The 13,154-nt window shown below is 52.4% G+C and carries 5 protein-coding genes; all 5 read left to right on the plus strand.

Features of this window, described 5'->3' with window-relative positions:
• The first annotated feature begins 8 nt into the window (after positions 1-8).
• The 5 genes from H5P27_RS14885 (at position 9) to H5P27_RS14905 (ending at position 12,853) form a co-directional block, all read left to right on the plus strand.
• On the plus strand, positions 9-7,613 hold the full coding sequence (locus H5P27_RS14885) for a carbohydrate-binding protein (RefSeq protein WP_185661184.1): 7,605 nt from the start codon (positions 9-11) through the stop codon (positions 7,611-7,613).
• A 135-nt stretch (positions 7,614-7,748) separates the two neighbouring features.
• Positions 7,749-8,717 carry a glycoside hydrolase family 43 protein gene (locus tag H5P27_RS14890; RefSeq protein WP_185661185.1) on the plus strand — a complete coding sequence of 323 codons (969 nt, stop codon included), beginning with the start codon at positions 7,749-7,751 and terminating at the stop codon, positions 8,715-8,717.
• Between the two features lie 21 nt (positions 8,718-8,738).
• The gene (locus H5P27_RS14895; RefSeq protein ID WP_185661186.1) at positions 8,739-9,710 is read left to right on the plus strand and encodes a glycoside hydrolase family 43 protein; all 972 of its coding nucleotides are present in this window, start codon (positions 8,739-8,741) and stop codon (positions 9,708-9,710) included.
• 221 nt (positions 9,711-9,931) lie between these two features.
• The gene (locus H5P27_RS14900; protein ID WP_221774728.1) at positions 9,932-10,675 is read left to right on the plus strand and encodes a sigma-70 family RNA polymerase sigma factor; all 744 of its coding nucleotides are present in this window, start codon (positions 9,932-9,934) and stop codon (positions 10,673-10,675) included.
• A 3-nt stretch (positions 10,676-10,678) separates the two neighbouring features.
• Entirely contained in the window at positions 10,679-12,853 is a 2,175-nt protein-coding gene (locus tag H5P27_RS14905; protein ID WP_185661187.1) for a serine/threonine protein kinase, read from the plus strand.
• The last annotated feature ends 301 nt before the right edge of the window (positions 12,854-13,154 follow it).

Raw genomic sequence — 13,154 nt, forward strand, 5'->3', positions numbered from 1 at the left:
TCCCCACCGTGAAACGTTTTCTACTCTCCCTATTCCTCCTCTCTGCCAACATCGCTTTTGCGGGCGATAAACATGCCGTCGATGACGCTTTCTGGGCTGCAGCAGCGTCATTATTACCCGGATACGATGGACAAGCAAGTGAACCGGAGGCGTCTAATCTGGATGGACGATGGGGGCCAGTGGTGAGTTGGCCTCATATCCCAGTCTCGGCGGCAGCTTTGCCGGATGGGAAGCTGTTAACCTTCAGCGGACAGGAACGTCGCACTTGGCCGGGTACCGCCCACCAAACCTATTGGTCTATCTACGATCCAGAATCCGGAACCTTTTCCAATGATGACCTCTATCTCGATCACGAGATGTTTTGCGCTCATTTGGTTATGCGAGCCGATGGTGTTTTGCAGACGAATGGTGGGCGTTACACCATTGAGCATACCAGCGTTTTTGACTGGCGAACGGGAGAGTGGGATCGAGTCGGAGACATGAACGATAAGCGTTGGTACACGACTTCGGTTGCCCTGGCGGATGGGGATGTTTTTACCGTCAGTGGTAGTGGGGGTGGGAATACAGCCGAACGCTTTAGCTCTGACACGGGGTCTTGGAGCCGGCTAGCAGGGGTAGACTGGCAACCCGTAGCGAATGCGACCGGATTTGAATCGAACTGGTGGCCTTACCTTTTTGTGTCACCCGAAGGACAACTTTTTCATTTCGGACCAACTGCCGACATGAACTGGGTCGATCCGAATGGAAACGGAATTCGTAATTCCGCGGGATTGACGGTTCCAGGCGACTACTACCCCAAGCATGCCGGCGTTGCGATGTACGAATCCGGCAAAATTTTGGTCGCAGGTGGAGCAAGCGATTACAATGGAGGCAGTTCGAACATATGCTATACCATAGATTTGAATACAAGTCCGCCTACCGTGGCTTTGACAAACCCAATGAAGTATCCGCGTCGCTTCCAAAGCGCCGTTATGCTGCCAAGCGGTGAAGTGCTCATTATCGGTGGTAACACATCGGGGATAAAATTTCGCGATGATGGCACGGTGCTAACGGGAGAAATTTGGAATCCCGAAACGGGAGAGTGGCGTGAGGTTGCGGACATGGCGGTACCTAGAAATTATCACTCGGTCGGTTTGCTGCTGGCCGACGGTACCGTATTTGCCGGTGGAGGTGGATATGGAACCGGAGATTTGGGAGATCAAAATCACCAAGATGGGCAGATCTTTACGCCTCCGAATCTTTTCAATGCGGATGGTAGTCTGGCTGAGAGGCCTGTGATTAGCTCTGCTCCGGAGCACGTAGCCGTTGGCGAGGTTTTTGACATTTCGGCGACTCCGAACGCTAGCAAATTCTCGGCTGTCCGATTGATCGCTACGACACATGGGTGGTCCACGGATTTGCGTTTTCTAAGCTTACCTTTCTCAGAGGTCGGTCCGGGCGAGTATCAAGTTGTTGGGCACCCGAACCCAAATGTTATGGTACCAGGTTTTTGGATGATTTTCGTTTTGGATGAAAAGGGAGTGCACTCGAAGGCTAAGATAGTTCACGTGCGGCCCAATATTCAGGACAACTTGGTAGATAGCGTACCGGGTTTGAAGGCTGAATACTTCGACGATATTTTGGGAGCCAAGAAATTTGAGAGGATTGATCCAAGTGTGAATTTCTATTACGGCGAGACCGAGAGCCCGGATGCCGTATTGCTAGGTACTGACGGCTACAGTGCGCGTTGGAGTGGCTGGGTGGTGCCTGAGGTCGCTGGCGCCTACACATTCTACACGAACGCTGATGATGGCGTTCGCTTGAGATTGGGTGGAGAAAGTCTGATAAGTGGATGGACTTGGCAGTCTCCGACGGAGTATTCCGGTACTATCGAGTTAGAAGCAGGCGTTCCAGTGCCCATTGTTCTAGAATGGTATCAAGGAGGAGGTCCTTGTACTATCGAGTTGCGCTGGGAAGGGCCAGACATTCCCAAGCAGATCATTCCTACTTCGAATCTGAGAGCGTCCTTAGCCAAAGAAGTGGATACATCGGTCAATATGGCTCGCTTGGGGATCGACGACAAGCATGAGCTTTTCTTCAACGGCGAGTTAATCGGAATAGGAACTGATTGGCGGGAAACGTATACGACGGAGTTGCCGGAAGCTGAATCTGGTCTGATTGCCATCAAAGCCATCAATAATGATGGACCCTCAGCGATTGTGGGTGATTTTACGGTCGGAGGAGAGCGTTATTTCACAAATGCAGAGTGGAAGGTTTCTGCTTCGTATGAAGAGGGTTGGCAGCTCCCCGGATTCGATGATTCAGGTTGGGCAAATGCCACTGATATCGGGGATATAGATCCGGTTCTCAAAGGGATCCCCAGCGATACCGAAGCTCGCAGTATTTGGTCTGCCGATACAGACGACTTGGAAGTCTATGTTCGAATGGCGGTGGGCGGCCTAGGGGTCTTGAATCCTGGGGATAGAACTTATTTCGTGGGGCAGAATGTAACGCTTGCACAGAATGTTTCGAACGTGTCGGGCGAAGCCACTTTCGAACTATCCGGTCTACCGAGCAGTTTCTCGATCGACCCGCTGACCGGAGTCATATCGGCTGTCCCCACTTCGGCCGAAGTGGGCGTCTATTTAGCTACGCTCACTGTAACAGACGACGAGGAGTCGGTTAGTCGATCCTTCACTTGGACTATAGCGACGCAAGGAGGTTTAGATTTAGGTTTCGAAAGTGACTCTGATGGGTTCGTTTACCGAGACGATATGTTTCGTTCTACCAGTCAGCCGGAGTACGCTTCTGGATCTTGGGAGGTGGATGCAGGTCAAGAGGGAGGGGGCTTGAAAATGTCAGTTGGTGGAATTGATGCCGCGGCGATCGACAATATGTCGGGCGGTTTTGAGACTAGCTTCACCCTGTTGGCTGAAAGGGAAGTCGAGATCAGTTTCGACTACAATCTGACCATGGCCTACAATTACGAGAGCGACGAATTCGCACAAGTGTTGTTTGCTCTTGATGGAGAGCTGTTCGGCTCAGGCGAAGGAAACGATTACGCTGACCAAATTTTGGATACACCGTCTGAAACACTGAATGAGAGCACGGGATGGAAGCGCTTCTCGATAACTCTCGGCCCTCTCGCAGCGGGTGAACACACAATTGGCTTAGGGGTATTCAATAACAAGAAAACAGAGTTGGCTGAAGCCTCCGTCGGGCGTTTTGATAATTTCAATCTGACGGTTATCACCCCCCAAAATATGCCGCCCGAGTTTTCTGAGGTGTCCGCAGCAGCGAATACCATAGGAGATTCGGTTCGCTTGGTTTTGGCTGCAACAGATCCAGAGGGGGGATCTGTTACGTATTCGGCAAGTGGATTGCCCAGTGGTTTGTCTCTGGACGCTAACTCCGGTGTTATCAGCGGTGTGCCCAGTATCGCTGGGGAATACAGCGTTGTTGTGGAAGCTATCGACACGGTTGGCTTAATGACCTCTAGGACCTTCTCGTGGAGGATAAATTCGGAAGTTATATTGGCTCCAACTGTCTCGAGCCCAATCGTTTCGGGAGCCTCTGCCGTTTTTGAAGTTCCGATGAGTGGGGGAACGAGTCCGACCTTTAGTTGGAATTTTGGTGATGGATCTTCGGATACGCCTTACTCGAGTTTGTCTCAGGTAGAGCATGTTTATGCAGAACCCGGAAGATACTTGGTCACTTTTACCGCCAAAGATTCGAGTGGTCGTGAAATAAGTGTACAGTTTTACCAAAACGTAGCTCCTCAAGGTTTGCCAACGGATAAGCCCGTTAATTCACAAACGATTGCCTACCAGTCCTTATTAGATGAGGCTGATCGGGTTTGGATGGTCAACCCGGACAATGATTCGGTAACTGTTTTTGACGCCTCAGATTTCTCCAGAATCGTGGAAATTCCGGTAGGGAAAAAGCCTCGAAGTGTCGCGGTACTGCAGAACGGAAATGTTTTGGTGGCCAATAAAGGCAGTTCGACGATTTCGGAACTATCGCCTGAATTCAGCTTAGTCAGAACCTTCTCACTGCCTCGAGCCTCTCAACCGCATGGGCTTGTCTTGAGTCCAGATAATAGGGTCGCATACATCTCTCTTGAGGCACTCGGATTCGTGGTGAAGATGCGTTTATCTGATGGTTCAATCATTGGCTCAGCAGATGTCGGACTCAATGCTCGTGGACTTGCTTTGGATAGCCCAGGGAACACGCTTTACGTATCACGCTTCATCACACCGCCAATTGATGGCGAATCGACGCTCAATCCTGATCCGTCCGCAGCGGGAGGTGAGGTGCTTGTTGTATCCATTGAGAGCATGACAGTTGGCGATACCATTTTACTTCAAAGTAGCGTGGCTCCGGATTCGGGTGGTGGCGCTCGTGGCCTCCCGAATTATTTGTCAGCTGTTGCTCTCTCCCCAACTGGCTTGGAAGCGTGGGTCCCCTCCAAGCAAGATAACATTCAACGTGGCCTTTTGCGTGACGGTTTGGAACTCACTCACGACAGCACTGTAAGGGCGATTACTTCTCGTATCGACCTGCTCGCGGGCTTGGAGACTTATACATCCCGAGTCGATCATGACGATGCCGCTGTGCCAAGCTCCGCGGTTTATGGGCCAAATGGCTTGTACGTTTTTGTTGCTTTGGAAGGAAGCCGCGAAGTCGCGGTAATCGATAGCTTCGGCGAACAGGAGCTCTTCAGGTTCCCTGTCCAGAGAGCACCTCAAGGTTTGTGCTTGTCGCCTGACGGGACCAAACTCTACGTGCAGAATTTCATGTCACGCTCTATGACAGTGCATGATGTATCCGAATTGGTAAGACGAGGCGTTGCTGGATCAGCTCTTCTCGCTACTGTGCAAAGTGTCGTTGAAGAAGCTCTTGATCCGGAGGTTCTCATAGGTAAGCAGTTGTTCTACGATGCTTTCGATGATCGCTTGTCTCGGTCTGACTATATCAGTTGTGCTTCATGCCATAATGACGGTGGGCAAGATGGACGTGTTTGGGATATGTCGGGATTTGGAGAGGGGCTTCGCAATACGATCGACTTACGAGGTCGCAGTGGGGATGGACATGGCTTACTTCACTGGTCGGCGAATTTTGACGAAGTCCAGGATTTCGAAACTCAGATTCGTAGTTTGGCGGAAGGTACAGGATTGATCGAAGGGGGAGAGCCCTACGCACCCTTGGGAGCTCCCAATTCAGGCCGTAGTGACGACTTGGATGCGCTGGCCGCCTACTTGATTTCACTCGAGGCCTTTGATGAGTCCCCTTACACCGACTCTGATGGTGGTTTGACTCCGGAAGGTCTAGCGGGACGAGCCGTTTTTGCTGCAAAAAATTGCGCGGCTTGTCACAGCGGAACGGCCTATTCGGATAGCGAATTCGGCGGGTTCCACAATTTGGGTACTTTGAAAGATGGATCTGGTATGCGTCTTGGCGAAGCGCTCATTGGGATCGATACTCCTACGCTGAAAGATGTGTGGGCTACGGCACCGTATCTGCATGATGGGGCCGCCTTGACTTTAGGAGAAGCGATAGCTGCGCACGCTGGAATTGAGATTAATGACACCGAAATGGAAGTTTTGGTTAGTTACTTGCGTCAGCTCGGAGGCGAGGGAGTCCAAGCTCCCGAGCCAGAACTACCGGCTATCGAAAATTTTGTTACGAATCGAAGTGTATTAGTTCAGGGAGAATCTGCTTTATTGTCATGGAACGTTACGGACGGTGGCACTCCTCTGACAGGCTTGGAAATAGACAACGGAGTAGGGAGCGTTCTGGGAGAGATGTCGTTTGAGGTTTCACCCATTGTAAGTACCACTTATACGCTAACTGCGACTAACTTGATCGGGAGTGTGACGGTTCAATTAACGCTTCAGGTGGAGGTTCCCCAGCCAGTGGCTCCGAGTATTGATTCGTTTGTGGCGAGTTCGATGACTATTGAAGCCGGTGAAGGTGTATCCATTGACTGGAGCGTAGCGGATAATGGCTATTCCTTGTCTAGTCTCTCGATCGATCAAGGTATTGGCTCCGTGCTTGGGTTATCGAGTGTCGAGGTCTTCCCGGAAGAATCGACAACCTACAAGCTGACCGCGACCAATGCGGGAGGCTCTGCGTCTTCTCAACTTTCTGTGGTGGTTGAAGTTGCTCCAGTTGAGGAACAGATCCCGTTTTTTGGACAAGCGATGGTTTTGCCAGCTGTTATCCAGGTTGAGAATTTCGATTTAGGTGGCGAGGGAATCGCTTATAGTGATCGTGACCCAGGAAATAATGGAGGAGCATATCGTGAGGAAGGTCCGGATGTACAATGGTCCGGTGACAAGGATGATAGCTACTCGCTCGGTTGGTTTGGCGAAGGAGAATGGACTGAGTATAGCGTAGAAGCGGTACCGGGTATCTATCGGTTGAATATCCGAGTCGCTTCAGGGTATTCAGAAGATGGAGTCATCGAGGTCAGCATGGGTGATCGTTTGCTTGCCTCATTCGTGGTGGAAAATACGGGAGATTGGCAGAACTGGGTGACTCTTGTTTCACCTGAAATCGAGATTACAGAGTCAGGCCCAGAAGTGGTGCGTATCCGGGCCTCTGGAGCTGGAGCGAACGTAAATTGGATCGAGTTCGACTCTCCGGATGACGATGAGCCAGCGCCGCTCCAGCTGCCGTATTCAGGTGAAGCGATCGCTACGCCTGGATTGATCCAAGCAGAGGACTTCGACCTGGGGGGTGAAGAAGTTGCCTACAGCGATAGGGATGCGAGCAACAACGGTGGGCAATATCGTGAGGAAGGACCGGATATCGAAAACTCGGGAGATTTGGATGGCACTCCATCACTCGGTTGGTTCGCGGGTGGCGAATGGACAGAGTACACGATTGATTCGACCCCTGGCGTTTATTCACTCAAGGTGCGCGTAGCTTCTGGATACAGCGAAAGCGGCGAAATTTCAATTAGCCTTGGTGGACGTATTCTCGGTAGCTTCACGGTCGAGAATACGGGTGGCTGGAGCAGTTGGGAAACGCTCGAGCTCGAAGATGTCGAAATCACGGAATCGGGCGTGCAGATTCTGAGGATCGAGGCGATTGGAGCTGGGGCGAATGTGAACTGGATCGAATTTTCGGTTCCAGGCGAAGAGCCGGCCACTCCCGAGCAATCTCCTTATTCTGGAAGTGCCCTTTCGATAAGCGATGTAATCCAAGCCGAAAATTTTGACCTTGGGGGACAGGGTGTCGCTTATCATGATACGGATGCGTCCAATAACGGGGGGTTGTACCGTGAAGAAGGTCCAGATATCCAATATTCATGGGATGAGGATGAGACTCCCTCGCTTGGTTGGTTCAGCAGTGGGGAGTGGACTGAGTATTCAGTCGATGCGGCCCCGGGGATTTACACGCTTAAGGTTCGTGTGGCCTCTGGTTATCCGGATATCGGTGGTTTAAAGATAATGATCGGTGAGCGTGTTTTGACCGAACTTGAGTTTGGGAGTACGGGAGGATGGAGCGATTGGGTAACTCTGTTGGCCAATGGAATAGAAATCACGGAATCTGGGCTGCAAGTAATCCGAGTGGAGGCGATTGGATCTGGCGCAAACTTAAACTGGATACAATTTGTGGCCGAGTAGGATTTGCTGATTTCGGACTCTAGGAGTGCCATCCCTCCGAACGGAGAGCCTCACTGTCTTAAGCGAGGTGTACTCGGGCGGGTTATTCAGATGCTAGTTTGTCGGATTGTCCGATAGCGTGGCGCATATACGAGTATGAAAATCCCAACTACCCTTTTAGCATCCCTCGTGGCCGTGTCTGCCGCGACTGCGGAGAACCCCATAATCAAAGACGTTTTTACGGCAGATCCAGCTGCCTTGGTTTCTGGCGACACAGTATATATCTACGCAGGGCATGACCAAGGCGTTCCCGATCGTCCAGGTTACGTGTTGAAGGAATGGCTGTGCTATTCGTCTACTGATATGGTCAATTGGAAGGCTGAGGGTTCACCGCTCGCAGTATCGGATTTTGAGTGGGCGGAGGATAATGCTTGGGCCGCTCACACGATTGAGCGCGATGGCAAATTTTATTGGTACGTAACCGTATGGCGCGGTCACGGCAAAGGCTTTGCAGTAGGGGTTGCCGTAGCAGATAGCCCGACTGGGCCGTTCAAGGACGCTATCGGCAAACCTCTTATCTCCAGCGATATGACGCCAGATCCGACCAATCCAGAAGGCAATGTTGTCACTTGGGATGATATCGACCCGGCTGCGTTTATCGATGACGATGGGCAAGCCTATCTCTTCTGGGGAAACACGAATTTGTACTGGGCCAAGCTCAAGGACAACATGGTTGAGCTAGATGGCGACATCCACCAAATCGAGCTTCCTCGCTATACCGAAGCTCCTTGGGTGCACAAGAAGGGAGACCTCTATTACTTGAGCTATGCTTGGGGCTTCCCTGAGCGCACGGCCTACGCGACATCAAAGAGCATCGAGGGTCCATGGGAATATCAAGGGTTGCTCAAGGAGATCGCGGGCAATTGCAATACGAACCATCAGTCCATCATCGAGTTTAAGGGGCGTGACTACTTTATCTATCACAACGGCGGGCTCCTATCGGGCGGTAGTTTCCGCCGCTCGGTTTGTATCGACTATCTTTACTACAATGAAGACGGCACGCTCCAGAAGGTCCTTCCCACTTTGGAAGGCGTTAGCTCAGCCGACGAACCCCTCGAAAACTAGAACCGCAAACCAGACTACCCTATGAAACCAGCGCTCGCGCTATCCCTTTTGGCTGTAACCGCTTTCAGCCTTGTATCCACTTCCTGTGCCGAAAAGGCGGAAGACTACCGTGGCAACCCCGTGGTGACCGACATGTTCACCGCTGACCCGGCTCCCATGGTGCACGACGATACGCTCTACATCTACACCGGGCACGACATCCAGAACGAGACCGACAAGTTCTTTAAGATGCACGATTGGTACGCTTTCTCCACCAAGGACATGGTGGACTACGAGAAGCATGGTCCGCTGCTGTCGGTTGACGATTTCGCGTGGGCTAAAGGCGACGCTTTTGCCGCTCACACCATTGAGCGGGGCGGAAAGTTTTATTGGTATGTTTCCATCCGCCATAAGGATATTCGAGTAAATGAAGGATTTTCGATCGGAGTAGCGGTCGCGGACAGTCCGCTCGGCCCGTTTAAGGACGCGATCGGCGAGGCTCTTATCACCGACGAAACTCCTAATTCTGTGGTTCTGAATATCGATCCAGCGGTTTACATAGACGATGACGGCCAAGCTTATCTTTTCTGGGGATCGTGGAACGAGGGACGCTGGGTTAAGCTAAAGGACAACATGCTCGAGATGGAGGGAGAAGTGCATACCTTGGAGGCTAAAAACTTCTTCGAAGCGCCGTTTATCCACAAGAGAGACGATATGTACTATCTCACCTACGCATCTCATTACCCTTCCACTACGGAGTACTCCACGAGCGATAGTATTACGGGACCATGGACATACCGTGGGGTTATCAACGACCTGCTGCCGAAGTCTGAAACGAACCACCAAGGCATCGTAGAGTTCAAGGGCAACTGGTACTTCATCTATCACAGCGCGGCACTTCCAACAGGAGGCGTCTATCGCCGCTCGCTTTGCGTGGACTTGCTCGAATACGACGAAGATGGGCTGATCAAGAAGGTGGAGCGCACCGATACGAGTGTGCCCAGAATTAAGTAACTTGCTTCTCCGGGCGGAATTTTCCGACCCGAGTGTCGGGTTTTCATGGGGTTAGGGCGCATTGTGCTCCTAACCCCCTTTTGCGTCTGCGGATGGGTCACATTCACCCCCAACTAAGATTCCATTTCTCCTTTTGCCCCCGCATCGTAGATCAATTTGAACGTTCTCCATCTTGTGGCCGGTAGAGTGCGAAGAAAGGGTACCCCAACCAATTGAAGCTAATGTTTGATTTCAGAACGAAACCAGATACCCCTGAAGATACCTCCTGCGATGAGCCTATCTCGATCCTGCCCCATCTGATGGAGAGGGACGGCCCTGATGCGACGCAGCTTGATCCGTGGGATAAGGAAATGACTTCAAAGCAGCTTAAGGATGAGAAACCGTTTTGGTCCGAGTCGAATGTCTCGGATTTGACGATCTGTCTGCAGGCGATCGAAAGTGGAGACGAGCGCGCTTCCGAAGAGCTTTTGCCATTGGTCTATGATGAGCTCCGTCAGCATGCTGGCGTTCGCATGGCTCGCGAATCTTCAGCCCACACTTTGCAACCGACGGCTCTCGTGCACGAAGCTTGGCTACGTGTAGTGGGAAAAGGAGGGATCCGTTGGGAAAGCAGGGCCCACTTCTTTGGGGCTGCTGCGGAAGCGATGCGTCGAATCTTGATCGAGAGCGCTCGCCGCAAGGCTCGTCTTAAGCGTGGCGGGGATTTGGTGCGAGTCGACCTCAATAAGATCGACGTTGCCAGCGCTTCTCCTGAAGAGAAGGTTTTGATGATCGATGAGGCCTTGGAAAAGCTCAAAGAGAAGGATCCCGAACAGGCCCGCGTGGTTATCCTGAAGTTCTACATGAGCAATACCAATGCGGAAGTCGCTGATATGTTGCGAGTTAGCGAGCGTACGGTGGAACGTCGTTGGGCCTTTGCCAAAGCTTGGCTCATGGATGCGATCAAGAACCAGCAAGGTGGTTGAGGCATGAGTTCTCAGGCCGCTCGAGAAGAGGAGATTTTTGACGTCGCTCGCACCCTGAGCGATCCGCAGGAGCGGACTGCTTTTCTGCAGGAGAAATGCGAGGGCGACGAAGCCTTGCAACGCCGTCTAGAGTCCATGTTGGAGACTGTTTTGGAGGCGGACGCGTTTTTTGATGAAGGGGCGCAGGCCATTAATTCTGCCGAGATCGGGGAGAAGCTTCGCAAGGACCCCGAAGAGGAGGAGGAAGTCGGCGTCAAGATTGGCCGCTACCGCCTTTTACAGCGCTTAGGAGATGGTGGATGCGGAGTGGTTTATCTCGCGGAGCAGGAAGAGCCAGTCCGTCGCGCGGTAGCCATGAAGATCATCCGTCTTGGAATGGAGACGGAAAGGGTGATTTCCCGTTTCGAAGCGGAGCGACAGGCTTTGGCGATGATGGACCATCCCAACATCGCCCGCGTTTTTGACGCCGGCGAAACAAGTAGCGGCTCGCCTTACTTCGTCATGGAGCACGTGCGGGGCGAAGCGTTGACGGATTATTGCCGGAACCACTCCCTTGGTATCATCGCCCGCCTTAAGCTCTTTACCCAAGTTTGCCACGCTATCCAGCATGCTCACCAGAAGGGGATCATCCACGGAGATATCAAGCCCTCCAATATCATCGTAAGCGAGCACGATGGCGGTGCAGTGCCGCGCGTAATCGATTTCGGAATCGCAAGGGCTACGGAAGCTGGTTTCAGCGAGATGATGCTTTTTTCCGGGCCTGATAAACAGGTTCTCGGAACGCCCTCCTACATGAGCCCAGAGCAGGTCCAGCTTGGTGGTTTGGATGTGGATACGCGCAGCGACGTTTATAGCCTAGGCGTACTGCTTTATGAGCTGCTAACGGGAGTGACGCCCTTCGATAAAGACCGATTGGCCTTTGTAGGAATCGCGGATTTGAGGCGAATCATTGGCCATGAAAATCCGCCGTTGCCATCCGAACGCTTCTCCAAGCTGGACAAGAATGAGGCTCTCGAGATCGCGGAGAAGTTGAACAAGACTCCCGGTGGTTTGGTGGACCGCCTGAAGGGGGATTTGGACTGCATCATCATGAAGGCGATGTCCAAGGACCGCCGCCGGCGCTACGAGACTGCGGATGCTTTGGCTACGGAGCTGAAGCGGTATTTGGAAGACGAGCCAGTCATGGCCCATCCGCCCTCGTTCTTCTACACGCATCGGAAAATGGTGAAACGGAATCGGCCCGTTTTCATCGCCTCTACTGTCGTCACGCTGACGCTGATTTTCGGACTCGGCTTATCGACATGGCTACTGCTCAGGGAGCGTGAGGCCCGTCAACGAGCAGAAGCCGCGGAGCAAATTCAGGCCCGCCTTCGCCAAGAGGCCGAGTTTCGGCAGCAGTTAACCAGTGCCGCGATGCTGGTGAGCGAGGAAGCGTTCGCTGAGGCAGATTTGATGGTGGGATCGATTGATCTCACGGAGGCCACCATGGAGGGCTCGGCCGTGGTGCGGGCCTTGGGAGATTGGCACGTTACCAATGGGCGTTGGCGATTGGCGGCGGAGCGTTTCAAGACCTTGCTGCAGATAAATCAGCTCGAGGGGCAGGACATCGCCACTCTGGACTATTTGGAGCTCGGGCCCGTTTTGATCGAACTTGGCGATTTGGACGAATACGATCGCTTTCGCAGGGAGGCCACGGAGCGGTTCAGTGGGGTTGAGATACCTTTTGCCGACCGCATCCTCAAGATCAGCCTACTCGCTTCGGCCAACGAGAGTATGCTCGCCTCCTTGGAGCCGTTTGCGGAAGCTGCGGTCCAGGCTGTGGAAGTAGGGGAGGAAGCTGGCGACACTTTTCAAGCCTCGTGGGGATCGATGTCGCTCGCCCTCTACGAATACCGCAGGGGCAACTACCCGAGAGCGGTTTCCTATGCAAATCGATGCCTGAGCTATCCTGATCCGAACGCGTCGCGAAATGCCACGGCGAAGCTGATTCAAGCGATGGCATTCTACAAGATGGGTCGCACGGATGAAGCGAGGGAGTCTTTCCAGGCCGGATCGAAAGTTATCGAAGAGAAATTTGAAAATGAGCTAATACGTGGAAACCCTGTATTAGGCTTTTGGTTCGACTGGATTTTCGCCCGAATAATCGAAAGAGAATCTTCTCGGCTTTTAGGTAATTAAGCAGCGGATACTCTAAGTATCTTTCCCTGTCGTTGGACAATTAGAGGATTATAGGCGATATCCAGCCCAATAAAAAGTTGGCGGCTTTTCCTGACGAAAGTCGCATTTACTTCGGAAGGCGGTCCTGTCTACGGGCTTGGCTGCCTGCCCAACCATCAACTTTCAAACCCCAAGTTCTCGTCAATCGAGAGTTACACACTACCCGTTTCAACCCCGTTTCTGTATTAGTCTTCGACTGACATCGGCACTAGCCTCTCTGGTCGAATTCGCTGGTACGTCTCTGTCTTCATTCAGGAAGTCA

Origin of the sequence: Pelagicoccus albus (genome assembly GCF_014230145.1) — a bacterium.
Taxonomy (GTDB): domain Bacteria; phylum Verrucomicrobiota; class Verrucomicrobiia; order Opitutales; family Opitutaceae; genus Pelagicoccus; species Pelagicoccus albus.

Bases quoted from the DNA above. Each gene is read 5' to 3' on its own strand.
- H5P27_RS14900 (WP_221774728.1), top strand. From the start codon at position 9,932: ATGTTTGATTTCAGAACGAAACCAGATACCCCTGAAGATACCTCCTGC.
- H5P27_RS14895 (WP_185661186.1), top strand. From the start codon at position 8,739: ATGAAACCAGCGCTCGCGCTATCCCTTTTGGCTGTAACCGCTTTCAGC.
- H5P27_RS14890 (WP_185661185.1), top strand. From the start codon at position 7,749: ATGAAAATCCCAACTACCCTTTTAGCATCCCTCGTGGCCGTGTCTGCC.
- H5P27_RS14905 (WP_185661187.1), top strand. From the start codon at position 10,679: ATGAGTTCTCAGGCCGCTCGAGAAGAGGAGATTTTTGACGTCGCTCGC.